Source organism: Agrobacterium sp. OT33, assembly GCF_017313365.1.
Taxonomy (GTDB): domain Bacteria; phylum Pseudomonadota; class Alphaproteobacteria; order Rhizobiales; family Rhizobiaceae; genus Agrobacterium; species Agrobacterium rhizogenes_A.
In genome coordinates this window covers 243070-259576 of the sequence record NZ_JAFLMZ010000005.1, presented here as the reverse complement: position 1 = coordinate 259576, position 16507 = coordinate 243070, and the positions used below count along the sequence as shown (strand labels likewise).

Here is a 16507-nt window from a genome sequence, read left to right as displayed (position 1 = left end):
GCAATTACACGCTCGTTCGCTTCATGATAGGTGATTTGATAGCCTCGACTGCACCCTTGAGAAATCCGGCGGCCTTAGCCCGCCGGCGGGCTGAGAATAGAGCGCTGGGCGACATGATCAGCGCTAGGGCTTGAGCGAAGGTCGAAAGCCTTGGAAGTGGCCGCTGGTGCTTGATACCAGTATAAATTTTCGATTGCGCCATATGAAATGCTTTGAGCCGAGCGATTTCTGGAGATCGACCCGATGAGTGCCCCGCGGCATGGGAAACAAGGGCATCGCGCGCAAATACGAGTTGCCCTAGTTTTGCAAGACGCAATGATAGGTCATCGTCTTCGTGATAAAGAAAGATAACTGGATCAAAGCCATTCACCAGGTCGAATTTTTGCTTTGAAACAAAAAATGCAGCCCCGCTCAAAACGGGAACGACGGTATCCGCTGCGGGCCAGCCCTTTTTCATGTAGCGGCTGCGTGGTAATAACCAAGACCGTCGCTTGAAATATTCACTTCCGTCTGAGTTGGAAATTCGTGGATTAAATGCGACGCCTGACGGGTGACGATCGATAGCCTCCAGCAACGCTTCAATAGCACCTGCAGTCAATCGGGCGTCAGGGTTTAAAAACAGGATCCACGGTGTCTGCGCAACCGCCGCGCCCGCATTGCAGCCGCGGCCGAAGCCCTGATTGTCCTCCAACTGAACAGTCTTGATGTTTCTACGGGAAGGGAGGTCCGCAAAACTATTCGTTTTTCCGTTGTCGACGAGAACTATTGGTGACTCTTCGGGGACAGACGCGATCATGTCTGCTATGAGCGCATCACTCTTATAACAAACAGAGATTACCGTTACATCCGAGAGCGACAAACTAGCCATTTTTGACTCCAGAGATCAGGCGCGCCATCCTGCATCGACTCGGCACATTTTGATGAGCTGCTGTAGCAGAGGGCGGTAATGCGGTTCGCTTTACTTCACTTGAATCGGAAGCATATTCAGGCGCATTTACGAGGAGGCGAGTCTCCTAAGATAAACGCCATAGTCACCTTTGCCGGCATTTTCTGCGAGTGCTGAGAACTCGGATTTCGTGATGAAGCCCTTGCTCAGGGCAATTTCTTCCGGACACGCAATTTTGAAGCCCTGTCTTTTTTCCAGTGTCCGCACGAATTCACCGGCCTCGAGGAGACTTTCCGGCGTGCCCGTATCTAACCATGCATAACCTCTTCCCATAATCGATACTTTAAGTTTGCCGCGCTCAAGATAAGTTCGGTTTACATCCGTGATCTCATATTCGCCACGTGCGGAAGGTTTGAGATTGGCAGCGATGTCGACAACATCTGCATCATAAAAATAAAGGCCGGTTACCGCCCAGTTGGACCTTGGCTTCAGAGGCTTCTCTTCGATCGACATCGCGCGCATTTCACTATCGAAATCAACTACGCCATACCGTTCCGGATCATTCACATGATATGCGAAAACCGTGGCGCCATCGTTAACGCTTGTGCCGGCTTGCAGAAGCTGCGGCAATCCGTGGCCATAATATATATTATCACCCAGGATGAGGCAGGATGGCGAACCAGCCACGAAATCCGCACCGATCATATAGGCCTGCGCTAGTCCATCGGGGCTGGGCTGAACCGCATAGTCAATCGAAAGCCCCCATTTCGATCCGTCACCAAGAAGGTTCTGGAAGAGCGGCATGTCATGCGGGGTTGAAATGATCAGGATTTCACGAATTCCCGCGAGCATCAGCGTCGTAAGCGGATAATAGATCATCGGCTTGTCATAGACCGGCAGGATCTGCTTCGAGACTGCCAGTGTCATGGGATGCAGGCGCGTGCCGCTGCCGCCGGCCAGAATGATGCCCTTCATGGTTGTTCCTTTTTGATCTGCGCCAAGGTGGAAACGACCGCGCGCGTTGATTTTTGCCAGTCCGGCAGTCTTATTCCATAAACCTCGTCCAGCTTGCTGCAATCAAGCCGGGAGTTCACAGGTCTTCGGGCGGCGGTGGGGTATTCCGCCGTCGTGATATCGGTGACGACAACCGGCTTCCCGCCATTTTCGGCAGAAAACGCAAATACCTTCCTTGCGAAGTTCGCCCAGTTGGTTTCACCTGCACCGGCCAGATGAAAAATACCGCGGAGGCGGATTGAGGAATCCTGTGAAAGCCGTCGCGCTATCTTGATTGTGGCTTCGGCAATGTCATTTGCGGAGGTAGGGCACCCGAACTGGTCCGCTACCACATTAATCTCGTCACGGCTTTCTCCCAGCCGAAGCATGGTTTTCACGAAGTTGTTGCCGTACTCTGAATAGACCCATGCGGTTCGCAGAATCACATGATTGCCAGTCGCCGCGGCGACGGCCTTCTCGCCTTCTAGTTTCGATTGGCCGTAGACGGAGCGAGGGCCGGGAGGGTCGCTTTCAACATATGCCGTGGTTTTATCGCCGTCAAAAACATAATCAGTTGATAGATGAATGATCGGGATTCCCAGATCATGTGCGGTCTTTGCTAAGGCCGCTGCGCCATCACGATTGATGGAGAAGGCAATGTCCTTTTCGCTTTCCGCCTTGTCCACCGCTGTATAGGCTGCGGCGGAAACCAAGGCATCGGGCTTTGCCTCATGCAGCGCTTGCGACACAGTTTCCGGCTGCGCGAGATCGAGTTCGGGTCTTCCCAAGGTCACGATTTCAAGATCGGCAGGCGCCAACTTCCGAAGGGCGCTGACGACTTGTCCATTTTTGCCGGTAACCGCCAGCCGCATTCAATCAGCCTTTCGTCAGAACGCCGAGGCGCTCTCCGGAGTACACACCCTCGCGCAGCGGCTGCCACCACCACGCATTGTCGAGATACCATTCCACGGTCTTGCGGATGCCAGTGGCGAAATTTTCCTGCGCTTTCCAGCCGAGTTCGGTTTCGAGCTTGGTCGCATCGATGGCATAGCGGGCATCGTGGCCGGGACGATCCGTCACATATTTGATGAGCTCGGCATAGGGCTTAGGTTGCGGGCGCAACTCGTCGAGAATGGAGCAGATGCAGTTCACCACATCGATATTCTTCTGCTCGTTCCTGCCACCGACATTGTACTTCTCGCCGACGAGGCCCTTTTGAACGATAAGCCACAGGGCGCGAGCATGGTCTTCCACATAAAGCCAGTCGCGGATGTTCGCGCCGTTTCCGTAGACCGGCAACGGTTTGCCTTCCAGTGCATTGAGAATGATCAGCGGAATGAGCTTTTCCGGGAAATGGAATGGTCCGTAATTGTTGGAGCAGTTGGAAATCACAACCGGAAGGCCATAGGTGCGTTGCCAAGCTGTGGCGAGATGATCGCTGGCGGCCTTCGAAGCGGAATATGGCGACGACGGGTCGTAAGGCGTTGTTTCCTCGAAAAGACCATCATCCCCGAGAGAGCCGTAAACCTCATCTGTTGAAACATGCAGCATGCGGAAATTCGCCTTCGCGTCCTCCGCAAGGCTACTCCAATATTGCCGTGCTGCCTCCAGCATCGTGAAAGTGCCGTTGATATTGGTTTGAATAAAATCAGCGGCGCCGGTTATGGAGCGGTCGACATGGCTCTCGGCGGCCAGATGCATCACGTAATCCGGCTGGAATGTCGCGAATGCCTCACTCATCGCCGTCCGGTCACATATATCGGCCTGAAGGAAGCGGTGATTGGGTGCATTTTCGATTGGTTTGAGGGAAGCCAGATTTCCCGCATATGTCAGCTTGTCGACAGTGAGAACATCCGCGCCAACTTCGCTTACGAGATAACGTACGAGAGCCGAGCCGATAAATCCGGCACCGCCGGTAACAAGAACGCGCATCATCAGTTCCCAGTGTTTTGGTAAGTGAAATATTCAGGCAATTCGGACAGAAGCGGCTGCTTGGCATCCTTGTCGGAAAGGATACATCCCTCCAGATTCGGCCAATTGATCCCTATGGCAACGTCGTCCCATTTAACGCCGCGGTCGTTGGCTGCACTGTAGGGGGCCGTCACCTTGTATGCGATGACCGTGTCGTCAGTGAGCGTCATGAAACCGTGCGCAAATCCCGCCGGAACCCATAGCTGCTCGCCATTTTCGGGCGAGAGCTCGACAGCGGCCCATTGTCCGAAGGTGGGTGAGCCCGTCCTGATATCCACAGCAACATCCAGCAGCCTTCCCCGAATACAGCGAACGAGCTTGCCCTGTGCAAAAGGCTCTGTCTGAAAATGAAGCCCTCGGACGGTTCCGGCCTGTGCGGAGAGGGATTCATTGTCTTGCACGAACTCTACATCCGCTACATTTTCGCGAAACCATTCCCTCTTGAAAACCTCGCTAAAGTAACCCCTGCTGTCGCCGAAACGGGCCGGGATTATCTTTTTCAAGCCTGGTATCGAGAATGTTTCTAGTTGCACTATGCGGATCCTGTCTGGTCTGCCTACTCAGGGTGATATGGCTTTATCGGTAGGGACAGTCAATAACGCTTTATTGATGGCTCACACAAGAGCGACGGAATCTCCATCGAACAACATGTAGAAAGATTGTTGGCTTACTGCCTGTTTTTCATTTCTGGAGGGCGACGGCGTGTCCGGAAGAACTCCAAAAGCTACACCCGCTTATGCGGCCTGATCGACGTTCTCAGCTCCACCAGCCGCTCCAGGGTTTCCAGGCTCCGGTCCGGTCGGGCGCCGGAGAGGGCGAGTGCGAGGGTTTCCATCGCGATCAGGGAAGGGGCGTGCAGCGCCACGCCCTCGTTTTTGGCGCGGGGCAGGAAGAGGCAGGCGGTGGCGTGTTTCTTGAGAACGCTGTCTTCTTGGCCAAGCAGCATGATGATGGGGATGTCGAGACGGCCTGCCTCGGCGATGGCGGTCTGGGCTTCGCGGTGGGCGCGGCCGTGCAGCAGCATGATGAGGACGTGACCGTTTTCAAGATCGAGCAGCTGTTCGGCGAGCGTGATGCCTGTCGCATTGAGCGCATAGGAGCGGACGCCCGAGCGCTGGAACAACCTCGCCGCATAGGTGGCGATGATGCCGGAGGCGCCGATGCCGAGCACGCCGATGCCGCGGGCTTGCGAAAGAAGCCGCACGGCGGCGGCCATGGCTTCTCGGTTTTCCGCGTTGGCGAGCATTTCCAGTGTGTTTTTCTGGTTTTCAAGAACGAAGTCGATGGCGGCATCCGAATTGCCCGACATCGATTTGGTCGTGGCCGCCATCTTTTCCACCGGCGAGTCCGTCACGCCGAGATAGGCTTCCAGCGTCTCCTTCAGATCGACCAGCCCCTGAAAACCGAGTGCCTGGATGGCGCGGATGACGGTCGCATCTGACGTATTGGTCTCGAAACCGATTTCCAGCGCCGATTTACCGAGGACTGCATGGCGATGGCCATCAATATATTCGGCAACGGCAAGCAGGCCGGGTGACAGGCGATCACGGCGCTTGCGCAATTGATCGCCGAACCGGTCGATGCGCCGAAGCCTTGAAGTCTGCGTTTCGCCAGCCGCCATGGGTATTTCCGTGAAGGTGAGTTTCATACTCTTCTTCTCGGATTAGCAGTGTGCGAAGCCTGGAGGCAAGCGCTTTTGTTGGCGTCGGTCCTGTTCCTTTAATCTCTTGTTGCTGGCCGCGCGGTCAAATGTGACTGGACGGCGGAGATCATGAGGCTGAGCGCGGCATAGGAATTGGAAATTGCTTCCTCGCGTGGCAGGAGAATGTAACGGCCCTCGCGGCAGGCCTTGAGGAAACTGCAGAAGCCGGGCATCACGGCTTCCATCATGTCGATTTCCGCCTGCGGCGAAGCGCCTGTATCGGAACGATAGGGATCGAAGATGATATCGGCATCGAGTTCCGGCAGCCGCTCGGCGCTGATTTCGATGCGATCGCCTTGCGGTATGTCGTCGATGATGGCCGGGAAACGGAAGCCCGCATCGCGCAGCACGCGCCCCAGCGCCCGATAGGTGTGGTAGACGCTGATCTTGCCGTTGAGTGGCTGGAACACCGAAACCGTGATGGTGCCGGTATCGACCGAAGCCTTCAGCGCCTCGATCTGCGCCTGGTAGCGCCGGTCCAGAATGGCGAGGCGCTGTTCCGTGCCGGTCAGTTCGGCAAGCACTTTGTAGATATGCGGCGCACCATCCCTGGTATTGTCGATGGCGACGGTGGGGGCGATCCGTTCCAGTTTTTCGATGGCGGTCGGGCGGTCGGGTTCGGTGAGGATCAGGTCGGGCTTGAGGGCGACGATCGCTTCCAGATCGGCATTGATGGAGCCGATATAGGCGATGTCGCTATTGTCGAAGTCGATCCCTGTCAGGATCGCGCTGGAGCGTAGATAGGGTTTGCCGTTCGCACCCATGCGGCCGTGGCTGCCCACCGGCATCACGCCAAGTTCGATCAGCGGTATGGTGAGGTCGATATCGTGCAAGGTCACGATGCGTTTCGGTTTTGCGGGAATGGAAACATTCCGGCCGAGATCGTCGGTAAAAGTCCGGGTGATTTCGTCTGCATGGACCATGGTTGGGGCGGTAAATAGCCCGGCGACTGAAAGAAGGACGAGAAGTGGTTTGCGCATGGAAGACCTATAGGCGATGCCGGTGAAACCAGAGGAGGACGAGAAGGGTGGGCGCGCCGATGGCGGAAAGAACGATTCCGGTCGGCAGCTCCAGCGGTGAAAAGGCGGTGCGGGCAAGGGTGTCAGCGGATGCCACCAGCGTTGCGCCCGTCAGTCCCGCCCCGACGACCAATCCGGCATAGGAGCTGCCAGGCAATAAAAGCCGGGTGATATGCGGGCCAAGCAGGCCAACAAAGCCGATACTGCCGGTGAAGGAAACACAGGACGCTGTGAGGATGACCGCAAGCGTGACCTGCAGCGCGGAAAGCGGGCGTGTCAAGACACCAAGTGCGGCTGCGGCATTGTCGCCGAGTGCCTGTGCATCGGCGCTGCGGGCGACCAGAAGCAGGAGGCCAATGGCGAGAATGAGGATAGCGCCCAGAATCCGAACCGCGGTCCAGTTTGCCCCCTGCAGGTTTCCCGCCATCCAGATCATCGCTGTTTGCAGGTTGCGAATATCAAGCGATGCCATAAGGATAAGCAGCAAAGCTGACAAGAACCATGAAAAGCCGATGCCGGTCAGCACGAAGCGCAGGCGCGAGGTCGGGCCGGAAAGGCTGAAAATGAACGCGGCACTCGCCATCCCCCCTGCGATGCCAGCAGCGGGGCGCAACACCACCGGCAGGGCGGGCAGCAGGAACGCGCAGCCCAGCACGGCAAGCGATGCGCCTTCTCGCACGCCGAGCAGGCCGGGATCGGCAAGACCGTTACGGGTCGTGGCCTGCATGATGGCGCCGGCAATGCCGAGCATGGCGCCGGCCACCATCGCAAGCGCCAGTCGCGACAGCCGGAAGTCGAGAACCACGGCTGCGTCGGTCATGACGGGATCGGTGTTGGTTGCGATCACAAGCGACCACAGGGCCGAGGCGGGGATATGCTGGCTGCCGGCGGTGAGCGACCACAGGGCGACAAGCATCAGGCAGAGGAAAAGTGCCAGCAGAATGGTGAGCCGCGAAGGCATGAAGCGGACGGAAAAGCGCCCCAGTCGGACGACCTGATAACGGTTCATTTCAGCACCCTGCGCACCAGCCAGAGAAAGATCGGTGCGCCTACAAGGCCGGTCATCGCACCCGTCGGCAGTTCCTTCGGCAGGAGGATCAGCCGGGCGGCAAGGTCGGCGGCGATCAGCAGGGCCGCGCCGCCGAGCGCCGCAAGTGGAATGGCCAGCAGAAGCCGCCCGATCCTGAGACGCGCGACGAGCGGCGGCACCACAAGCCCGACAAAACCGATCGGACCGACGGTGGCGATGGCCGCGCCGCAAAACAGCGAGATGGAGGCGAGCGCCAGTAACCGGGTTGCGCGGACGGATACGCCAAGGGCTGCAGCGGCGCTATCGCCGAGCGTCAGGAGATCGAGCTGCGGAGCCACGGCAATGGCAAGGATAAGTGCGATGCCGGCTGCAGGCAGGGCCGCCGCTACTATTGTCATCGAAACACCGGCCGTGTCGCCCACCAGCCAGAAGCGCATCTGCTGCAATGTTTCTTCATTGAGTATGAGAATGGCGGAGGTCAGCGTTCCCGCAAGCGTGGAAAGCGCTATGCCGCAAAAGATGAGTTTTGCGGGTGTCAGTCCCTGTCGTCCGGACGAGGCGAGGAGAAGAACGAGGGAGAAACTGACGCCCGCTCCCGTGGCCGCCAGCAATGGCCGCAGGGCTGGCGTGGCGATCAGCCCGAGCGGTGTGACCGTGGCTGCGACGACGGCAAGGCTTGCGCCGGCGTTCAGGCCGAGAATATGCGGTTCGCCGAGCGGGTTTCGCAGCAGTGTCTGCAGCAGAAGCCCGGCCACCCCAAGGCAAGCGCCGGCCTGCAGCGCCGCCAGCAGGCGTGGAAGGCGCAGTCGCAGCAAGACCTGCTGGTCGAAATTGCGGGCATCGTAGGAAAATATCAGGTCATGCAGGACATGGGGTGCGACCGGGCGCGGGCCGGTGGCAATATGTGCCAGTGTCAGAAGCAGTATCGCCAGCAGCAGGCAAAGCGCTGCCGAAAGTGCACGGCCATAGGCCCGCATCTGCAAGGTCGGCAGGGTATTGTTTGCGGTGCCGGGTATCATGCCGCGCCGGTCCGTCCGGGCAGGGGAAGAAACACCGGCCGGGCCGTTGTCGGATGTGTAAGCTGGGTGACACGCATGTCGAACACATCCGCGATGATTTCGGCATCACAGGCTGCGGCCGTCTCCAGCCGGTGCCGCAGCCGGCCATCCTTCAGGAAGATCAGGTGGTCCGCATATTGCAGGGCAAGATTGATGTCATGCAGCACCGCCACGATCGTGCGGTTATGGTGCGTGACGAGACCGGCCAGCATGTCCAGCACCTCTATCTGGTGGTGCAGATCCAGATAGGTCGTGGGTTCGTCCAGCAGAATGATATCCGTCTGCTGCGCCAGCGCCATGGCAATCCAGGCGCGCTGCCGCTGACCGCCGGAAAGGCTGTCGACCGGTCTTTCCGCCAGTTCGGACATGCCGGTCACGAACAATGCCTGCTCCACCGCGCGGGCGTCGTCACTACTCCATTGTTTCAGAAAACCCTGATGGGGATAGCGGCCGCGGGCGACGAGATCGAAAACCGAAAGCCCCTCCGGTGTGTGGTTCTGCTGCGCCAACATGCCGAGCCGCCTTGCCACATCCCGTGTCGGGTGGCGGAAGATGTCGCGGCCGTCGAGAAGGATATGGCCACGGGTCGGCCTGTGCAGGCGGGCGAGTGCGGAAAGAAGCGTGGATTTTCCCGAGCCGTTCGGGCCGAGCAGGACGGTGAAACGGTTCGGTACGATATCGAGCGACATCTCCGTCAGTGCGGGCCGGTCGCCATAGGCAAGCTCGACGGCCTGCGCCGCGAGCCTTGTGTCCGTACCTGGAAATGTGTCGCCGCTGCTCAAGATCGTCCCCGTTCGAATGAACCGCCACCAGAATTATTGATGACTGTAGTAGTCAAGTATATGGGCCGCGAAAAAGCGGTTTTTACGGGTCGATTTGCCGGGAAAGCGGCGGCGGCGCACCAGATTGCAAGCGTCGATACCTGAATATCCGCCTTCGAACCGTGGCATTTGCCTGCTTTCTGCGGAAATAAAAGTTGACTACTACATTCATCAATTGAAAGAGCGGTGCATCGTCGCGATGACGATTTGGGACAGTCGGGGACAAACAGGATGCATGACGGTTCGATGATCATTCGGGTGGGCTCGCGGGCGCTGCTGGCATTTCTTCTGGCCGGGGTCGCTCTGCCTGCCTTTGCGCAGGAGAACGGAACGCCGAAGAAAGATGCCGACAGGACGACCGTACTCGAAACCATAACCGTCAATGCCGATGTCAAGAAAGGCGCGCGCGGCTATCAGCCGGTGACGACGGGCACGGCGACGCGCACCGAAACGCCGATCCTCGATATTCCGCAATCGGTCAATGTGGTGACGAGCGAGGTACTGCGCGACCAGCAGGCGCGTTCGCTGGATGATGCGCTGGCCAATGTCAGCGGCGTCACCCAGTCGAATACCTTGGGCGGCACGCAGGATGCCGTCATCCGCCGTGGTTTCGGCGATAATCGCGACGGTTCCATCCTCGTCAACGGGCTGAAGACGGCACTGCCGCATTCCTTCAAGGATACGGCCGAAAGGGTGGAAGTGCTGAAGGGGCCGGCTTCGACGCTCTATGGCATTCTCGATCCCGGCGGCATGGTGAATGTCGTGACGAAGAAGCCGGAAGACACGTTTACGGCAGAGGCCTATTCGCGCTTTTCCGCCTATGGCGCGGGCAAATATGGCACATCAGGCGGTTTTGACGTTACCGGCCCGATTGCCGGAACCGATTTTTCCTATCGCCTGATCGGCCAGGGAGAAAACAGCGATTACTGGCGCAATTTCGGAGAAAAGAAGAACTGGCTGATTGCTCCCTCGCTGAAATGGAGCGGCGAGGACACCGATGTCACCGTGTCCTACATGCACGAGGACTACAGCGTGCCCTTCGATCGCGGTACGATCTTCGATCCCGCGACCGGCAGTGCCATCAATGTCAGCCGACGGCTCAGGCTGGATGAGGCCTACAATATCACCGACGGCAAATCCGATCTCGCGAGCATCGCCATAGACCGGCAATTGTCCGATGATTGGAAACTTTCGCTCAATTACGCCTATAGCCGCAACGAATATTCCGACAATCAGGCGCGCGTGATGGGTTATAATTCCAGCACGGGGCAGGTGACGCGACGGGCCGATGCAACGCAATATTCCACCATCTATAATCATGCGGTGCGTGCGGATCTGACGGGTGAGGCCGAAATCGGCGGGCTACGCAACGACCTGCTGTTCGGCGCGTCCTATGATTACAGCGATACCCTGCGCACAGACATGCTTCGATGCGCGAATTCCACCAATTTCAACATCAACAATCCCGTTTATGGCCAGCTGCCGGCCTGCACCACGGTCAGGGCAGTCGATAGCGACCAGACGGAAGAACTCTCCACCGCCTCGATCTATATGCAGGACGCCCTGCATCTTAGCGATCAGTGGATTGCTGTCGGCGGCTTGCGTTACCAGTATTACGACATCTACGCCGGCAAGGGCCGTCCCTTCGTCGTCAATACCGAGAAGAATGGTGGCGAACTCATCCCCAATGCCGGCCTTGTCTACAAGCTGACGCCGGATGCCTCGCTTTACGCGAATGTGGCCAAGACCTTCCGTCCGCAATCTTCGATCGGGGCCTATTATGGCGGGCTCGATCCGGAAGAGGGGATTTCTTACGAGGTTGGCGCCAAGTTCGATCTTTTTGCCGGACTGAACGCCAATATCGCGCTGTTCAACGCCCGCAAGCGCAATGTCGCCTACTCGGAAGATGTCGGCGGTGTCTCGACGGTGAAGGCCGCCGGCCTCGTCCGCTCGCGCGGCGTGGAGGTTGATATTGCCGGCAGCCTGACAGACGATCTCGATCTGATCGCAAGCTACGCCTATACGGATGCGCTCGTACTTGAGGATCCCACCTATGCGGGCAAGCGCCTGCCGAATGTGGCCCGCCACACCGGTTCGCTTTTCCTTGCCTATGATGCCGGCGAAATCGGACCCAGCGGCAATACGCTGCGTATCGGCGGTGGCATCCGGGCGGTGGGTGAGCGTCCCGGCATCAACAACAATTCCTATTATCTGCCGGGTTACGCGGTCTTCGACGCCTTCGCCACCTATACGCTGCAGCTGGAAAAGCCGGTGACACTGCAGCTCAATCTGAAGAACATCTTCGACAAGACCTATTATACCTCGTCTATCGGCTCCACCAGCTATGCCAATGCTGTGGGCGAACCCTTCAACATCAGCCTGACGGCCAGCGTGAAGTTCTGACAGCAGGGCAGACATTCCTTGCCAAGAGCGGGGTGAATACCCCGCTTTTATTTCCACATCGCCCGCATCCGCGCACCCACATCGATGCGGATCTGCTGTGCGCTGCGTTCTGAGGCGGCGGCTGAGATGACTGGCCAGGTGGTGGCTTCGAAAAACTGCAGCAGGGTTGCCGGTATGAAGCGGGTTCTTGCGGCGTAGACATGCCGGTCGCCCTGCTGGCTCTGTCCGCCGGTGAAGAAGCGTTGCGGCGTGATCAGCGACAGGCTGTCCCTGGCGCGCGTCATGGCGACATAAAGCAGCCGGCGCTCTTCCTCCAGCTCCTGTGTGGTGCCGACCCCGAGATCGGAGGGGATGCAGCCATCCACCACGTTCAGGATGAAGACGGCTCGCCATTCCTGGCCCTTTGCCGAATGAATGGTCGACAGGCTGAGATAATCCTCGTCGAGAAGCGGCACGCCGGCCTGGTCGCTGGTGGCGTCGGGCGGATCGAGCGTCAGTTCGGTCAGAAAACGTTCGCGTGAGGCGTAGCCGCTGGCGATCTGTTCGAGTTGCAGCAAATCCGCCTTGCGGGTATCGGCATCCTCGTGGAGACGCTCAAGATGGGGCTCATACCACAGCCGTGCCTGCCCGATCTCGCCCGGCCAGCCTTTTTGCCCCTGCCGCAGCCCCATCAGCAATTGCGTGAAAGCCGTCCAGTCGTCGCCGGTCTTCGGTGGCGGCGGAATTTCGGCAAGGGCAAGCAGCGGCTCAGGGTCTGTCGCGATCGCATCGAGAATATTGCCGGCCTTCTTCGGTCCTATGCCCGGCAACATCTGCAGCAGCCGGAAACCGGCGACGCGGTCACGCGGGTTCTGCGCGAAGCGCAGCACGGCCAGCATGTCCTTCACATGGGCGCTGTCGAGGAATTTCAGGCCGCCGAATTTGACGAAGGGAATGTTGCGGCGGGTCAGTTCCACCTCAAGCGGGCCGCTGTGGCTGGAGGTGCGGAACAGCACGGCCTGCTGTTTCAGTGTCATGCCCGTCTCGCGATTGGCAAGGATCTGGTCGATGATGAAATTCGCCTGCTCGGTTTCGTCCTTCACCGTCACGAGTTTTGGGCGCTCGAGCGACTGCCGCTCGGTCCAGAGGTTCTTGGTAAACCGTTCACGCGCCAGATCGATGACGCCATTGGCGGCCGCCAGGATCGGCTGCGTCGAGCGATAGTTGCGGTCCAGCGTGATGATATCGGCTGCCGGGCTGAAAGAAGCGGGAAAATCGAGGATGTTTCGCACTGTCGCCGCGCGGAACGAATAGATCGACTGCGCATCGTCACCCACTACGGTCAGACCGCGGCCACCGGGCTTGAGCGCCATCAGCACCGAAGCCTGCAGCCGGTTGGTGTCCTGATATTCGTCGACCATCACATGGTCGAAGCGGTTGCCGATATCGTCCGCCAGAACGGGGTCGCTCACCATCTGCGCCCAGTAGAGCAGGAGATCGTCGTAATCGAGCACGTTCTGGACCTGCTTGGCCTCGACATAGGCTGCGAACAGCTCTTTCAGTTCACTCTCCCAGCTGGCGACCCATGGATAATGCTGGCGCAGGATTTCCTTCAGCGGCGTCTGGGAATTCACCGCGCGCGAATAGATCGCGAGGCACGTCCCCTTCGTCGGAAAACGGCTTTCGGTCTTGGAAAAGCCGAGTTCGTGCCGGGCAAGGTTCATCAGGTCGGCGCTGTCCTCGCGGTCGTGGATGGTGAAATCGATATTGAGGCCGATCTGTTCGGCATAGATGCGCAAAAGGCGCGCGCCGATGCCGTGAAATGTACCAGACCAGGAAAGCGCATCGGTCAACGCTCCCGAATTGCCGCCGATGACATATTTGCAGATCCGCTCGACACGCCGCGACATCTCAGAGGCGGCGCGTCTTGAAAACGTCATCAGCAGGATGCGGCGGGGATCGGCGCCATTCACGATCAGATGCGCGACGCGATGGGCAAGCGTATTGGTCTTGCCGGAACCGGCGCCGGCAATGATCAATAACGGGCCGGCCGTCTGTCCTTCCGCCAGCCCGACGCCGTGCTCCACCGCCTTGCGCTGCTGTTCATTCAACTTTTCCAGATAGGCAACCGCCATGCCTGCAATCCCTGATATGTGGTTGTCCGTCCGACGAAGGTCTTGGGGCAAAGTGCCGGCCGGCTGTGCTGCCGCTCGCCATGTTTGCCCTGTTGTCGCAATGATTAGCAAAGACTCAAACAGCAACCCAGAACAAAGGCTGAACGTGTTGTTCCAGCCCTTGAAGCCGAAACGTCCGCCCGGCAGCCGGTGGGCAGGGTGGATGCGATTTTGTCGCGATAACAGGATTTTCGATAGGAAAATCTCATATTTAGTTGAAATATATAAACATTCGTTCTCGCTGCCGCCGTGTTTTTCATATCGCTTCGAAAATCCCTGAACCAACCCGGCGGCCACGAGTTCAATCACCATGCCTCAGGAGGAGGCCTGTCTGTCGGGAGGACCACACCATGAAACATCTGAAATTCTGCCTGATCGCCGCTGCCGCTCTAGTCAGTTCGACATTTGCGGCGGCTGAACAGAAGGCCATGAAATCCGATGTCACAATCGCCTCGGATATCAATTACCTGCTCTATACGCCAAAGGACTATTCCGGTTCGGATAAAACCTATCCCCTCGTCGTCTGGCTGCATGGGGGTGATCAGGGCGGCAGTGACATTGAAAAGCTGCGAAGGAGCGGCCTGCCGAAAATGGTCGAAGAGGGGCGTGATTTTCCTTTTCTGGTGTTTTCGCCGCAAAACCCGAGCGAGGAACTGCTTTATCCGATCGAGCGCGTCGCGGCCGCTCTGCAGTCCGTGGTGGCTGATCATCGGGTGGACCGCAGCCGCATCTACCTGATCGGCTACAGCCGGGGCGGGTTTGGCGCGTGGTCCATGGCCGAGCAATTTCCGGACACCTTCGCGGCCGTCGTGCCGATCGCCGGCGGCGGCATCCGGCATTACCTCAACCGCACCAATGAGAAGACGGCTTTCTGGGCCTTTCATGGCACCAATGATGCGGTGATACCACTTTCCGACACGGTGGCCCTTGTGCAGCGCCTTCAGGAACTGAAACGCAATGTACGGCTTACGGTGTTCGAGGATACGGATCACGAAGCTGTCGAGGTGAAAGTGCTGAAGGACGAGGCCATGTGGGCATGGCTGCTTGAACAGAAGCTGGCCGGCGAGAAAGCACCTTCAGGTCCGTGAACTCGGGCTGACCGCTATTTTACGGCTGCTATAGCCGGTTCCACCCAGCGCTGGCGCCGCGGGGCAGATTTTTTTGTCAGAACCCTGTGGTCTCCACCCCGTAGCATTTCTCACAAGGCGTATCGGCGCCGGACTACATTCATCTGTTTTCGGATGAAAACGGAGATCGGCTGCGCTTGGTTTAACGAAGCTGCCTCAGAAAATCTGGAGCATCTTAGAAACTCGGCAACGTCGAAATTAACGAGGGCTTTCAGCACAATTGACCTCGAGGGAAATCGTGTCTAAGACCAAAGCAACGCTCTTATGCCCGTCGTTGTAATATTCTGGCAAATTCGTTTTCTGGACCGCTACGTGATTAAGCAGATAATTTGCATAAATTGGGGTACGAAATATGGTGCGCCCTATGTCAATCGGCTTTATGCCATGGTGGCGAGAAATATAACGCCACCATTTACATTTACCTGTTTTACAGACAATCGCGAAGGAATTCGTTCCGAAGTCCTGTGTGAAGACCTTCCCGTTATCGACTATGAAATTCCGCAAACAAGACGCGGTATATGGCCCAAGTCACGCCTTTGGGGGCCAAAGTTGGGATCGCTATCGGGGGTAGTGCTTTTTTTGGATCTGGATCTGGTTGTAACCGGTTCATTGGACGGATTCTTCGCATTCGGTAGTCCCGAGGACGTGATATTGGCCCGAAATGCCGCAAAGCCGTTCGAACGTCTGGGGCAGACCTCCGTTTATCGTTTTCCGGTCGGAAAGCTTGTTCCCATCCAGACAAAGTTCGCCGCCGATCCTGTTGGTTTGGCTGAGAAATATGGATATGAACAGCGATTTGTCACGCGTGAAGCCCCGGGCGGAATCAAGTTTTTCCCAAGAAAGTGGATTCGTCATTTTCGTTTTCAGTGTTTGCTTCCCTTTCCGCTAAACTTCTTTATTCCTGCCAGACTCCCAACGGGTGCAAGGATTGTCATTTTTCCCGGAGAAATCCTGCCTGAAGATGCTATCCGTGGCGGATGGGCGGGTCGCCAGGGCACTACGCTGAGACAGCATCTGAAAGCATTTATCGATTATGGCTTTCGTAGAAAGCGTCCCTTTCAATTTCTACGTCATTTTATGCGCCCGGTAGAATGGGTTGAGGATCACTGGCGCGAATAGAGAGATTTCGCCCGACCCGCGCAAGATTACCGGGTAATTTCTGAATTGTGGGCAGGTGCTGAAGACCACGCCTTGACGAAATGAGTTTGGCTCGGGGTGCTAGTCCATACAGTAATATATGCGCTTCGATGGTGCGCGCTTTCTCACAACTCAAGGATTTGTATTGGCAAGCCCAATGCAATAATGTTGTTCGTCAGGATATGAGCTTGAATAGAAAGCGGACCT

General features: G+C 57.7%; 14 protein-coding genes. 3 read left to right on the top strand and 11 right to left on the bottom strand.

All coding sequences use genetic code 11. The features are described from left to right. Window positions 1–4 precede the first annotated feature (4 nt). The 10 genes from JZX88_RS14080 to JZX88_RS14035 all read right to left on the bottom strand — a co-directional run bounded on the left by JZX88_RS14080 (window position 5) and on the right by JZX88_RS14035 (window position 9441). The gene (locus JZX88_RS14080) at window positions 5–868 is read right to left on the bottom strand and encodes a glycosyltransferase family 2 protein (RefSeq protein WP_206913942.1); all 864 of its coding nucleotides are present in this window, start codon (window positions 866–868) and stop codon (window positions 5–7) included. Between the two features lie 126 nt (window positions 869–994). After that, window positions 995–1861, bottom strand: a complete 867-nt coding sequence (gene rfbA, locus JZX88_RS14075; protein ID WP_065116926.1) for a glucose-1-phosphate thymidylyltransferase RfbA — start codon at window positions 1859–1861, stop codon at window positions 995–997. Beyond that, window positions 1858–2751, bottom strand: a complete 894-nt coding sequence (rfbD, locus tag JZX88_RS14070) for a dTDP-4-dehydrorhamnose reductase (protein ID WP_206913941.1) — start codon at window positions 2749–2751, stop codon at window positions 1858–1860. Before rfbD ends, rfbA begins: the two co-directional genes overlap by 4 nt. 4 nt (window positions 2752–2755) lie before the next feature. Next, window positions 2756–3811, bottom strand: coding sequence for a dTDP-glucose 4,6-dehydratase (gene rfbB, locus JZX88_RS14065; protein ID WP_206913940.1), 1056 nt, complete (start codon window positions 3809–3811; stop codon window positions 2756–2758). A gap of 2 nt (window positions 3812–3813) precedes the next feature. Further along, window positions 3814–4383 carry a dTDP-4-dehydrorhamnose 3,5-epimerase gene (gene rfbC, locus JZX88_RS14060; RefSeq protein WP_206913939.1) on the bottom strand — a complete coding sequence of 190 codons (570 nt, stop codon included), beginning with the start codon at window positions 4381–4383 and terminating at the stop codon, window positions 3814–3816. Window positions 4384–4574: 191 nt separating this feature from the next. Next, entirely contained in the window at window positions 4575–5471 is an 897-nt protein-coding gene (locus JZX88_RS14055; protein WP_110759671.1) for a MurR/RpiR family transcriptional regulator, read from the bottom strand. Window positions 5472–5569: 98 nt separating this feature from the next. Then, the gene (locus JZX88_RS14050) at window positions 5570–6532 is read right to left on the bottom strand and encodes an ABC transporter substrate-binding protein (RefSeq protein WP_206913938.1); all 963 of its coding nucleotides are present in this window, start codon (window positions 6530–6532) and stop codon (window positions 5570–5572) included. 7 nt (window positions 6533–6539) lie between these two features. Next, window positions 6540–7580: an iron ABC transporter permease gene (locus JZX88_RS14045; RefSeq protein WP_206913937.1), complete on the bottom strand. Its 1041-nt coding sequence runs from the start codon at window positions 7578–7580 to the stop codon at window positions 6540–6542. After that, entirely contained in the window at window positions 7577–8620 is a 1044-nt protein-coding gene (locus JZX88_RS14040; RefSeq protein WP_206913936.1) for an iron ABC transporter permease, read from the bottom strand. The genes JZX88_RS14045 and JZX88_RS14040 overlap by 4 nt, the downstream gene beginning before the upstream one ends. Continuing rightward, window positions 8617–9441, bottom strand: coding sequence for an ABC transporter ATP-binding protein (locus JZX88_RS14035; RefSeq protein ID WP_246753481.1), 825 nt, complete (start codon window positions 9439–9441; stop codon window positions 8617–8619). The genes JZX88_RS14040 and JZX88_RS14035 overlap by 4 nt, the downstream gene beginning before the upstream one ends. Before the next feature lie 270 nt (window positions 9442–9711). Between JZX88_RS14035 and JZX88_RS14030 the strand changes: the two genes are divergently transcribed. Continuing rightward, a complete protein-coding gene (locus tag JZX88_RS14030) occupies window positions 9712–11883 on the top strand; it encodes a TonB-dependent siderophore receptor (RefSeq protein ID WP_206913935.1) in 2172 nt (723 codons plus the stop codon). Window positions 11884–11930: 47 nt separating this feature from the next. Here JZX88_RS14030 and JZX88_RS14025 read toward each other — a convergent pair whose 3' ends face one another. After that, window positions 11931–13997, bottom strand: a complete 2067-nt coding sequence (locus JZX88_RS14025) for an ATP-dependent helicase (protein WP_206913934.1) — start codon at window positions 13995–13997, stop codon at window positions 11931–11933. 389 nt (window positions 13998–14386) lie between these two features. On the opposite strand from JZX88_RS14025, the gene JZX88_RS14020 reads away from it, so the two are divergent. Both JZX88_RS14020 and JZX88_RS14015 read left to right on the top strand, forming a co-directional pair. Continuing rightward, window positions 14387–15124 carry a prolyl oligopeptidase family serine peptidase gene (locus tag JZX88_RS14020; RefSeq protein ID WP_206913933.1) on the top strand — a complete coding sequence of 246 codons (738 nt, stop codon included), beginning with the start codon at window positions 14387–14389 and terminating at the stop codon, window positions 15122–15124. A gap of 303 nt (window positions 15125–15427) precedes the next feature. Continuing rightward, a complete protein-coding gene (locus JZX88_RS14015; RefSeq protein WP_206913932.1) occupies window positions 15428–16282 on the top strand; it encodes a glycosyl transferase in 855 nt (284 codons plus the stop codon). The last annotated feature ends 225 nt before the right edge of the window (window positions 16283–16507 follow it).

Coding starts and splice junctions, on each gene's coding strand:
- JZX88_RS14015 (WP_206913932.1), top strand. CDS start 15,428: ATGCCCGTCGTTGTAATATTCTGGCAAATTCGTTTTCTGGACCGCTAC.
- JZX88_RS14055 (WP_110759671.1), bottom strand. CDS start 5,471: ATGGCGGCTGGCGAAACGCAGACTTCAAGGCTTCGGCGCATCGACCGG.
- JZX88_RS14020 (WP_206913933.1), top strand. CDS start 14,387: ATGAAACATCTGAAATTCTGCCTGATCGCCGCTGCCGCTCTAGTCAGT.
- JZX88_RS14030 (WP_206913935.1), top strand. CDS start 9,712: ATGCATGACGGTTCGATGATCATTCGGGTGGGCTCGCGGGCGCTGCTG.
- JZX88_RS14080 (WP_206913942.1), bottom strand. CDS start 868: ATGGCTAGTTTGTCGCTCTCGGATGTAACGGTAATCTCTGTTTGTTAT.
- JZX88_RS14050 (WP_206913938.1), bottom strand. CDS start 6,532: ATGCGCAAACCACTTCTCGTCCTTCTTTCAGTCGCCGGGCTATTTACC.
- JZX88_RS14040 (WP_206913936.1), bottom strand. CDS start 8,620: ATGATACCCGGCACCGCAAACAATACCCTGCCGACCTTGCAGATGCGG.
- rfbA (WP_065116926.1), bottom strand. CDS start 1,861: ATGAAGGGCATCATTCTGGCCGGCGGCAGCGGCACGCGCCTGCATCCC.
- JZX88_RS14045 (WP_206913937.1), bottom strand. CDS start 7,580: ATGAACCGTTATCAGGTCGTCCGACTGGGGCGCTTTTCCGTCCGCTTC.
- rfbD (WP_206913941.1), bottom strand. CDS start 2,751: ATGCGGCTGGCGGTTACCGGCAAAAATGGACAAGTCGTCAGCGCCCTT.
- rfbB (WP_206913940.1), bottom strand. CDS start 3,811: ATGCGCGTTCTTGTTACCGGCGGTGCCGGATTTATCGGCTCGGCTCTC.
- JZX88_RS14025 (WP_206913934.1), bottom strand. CDS start 13,997: ATGGCGGTTGCCTATCTGGAAAAGTTGAATGAACAGCAGCGCAAGGCG.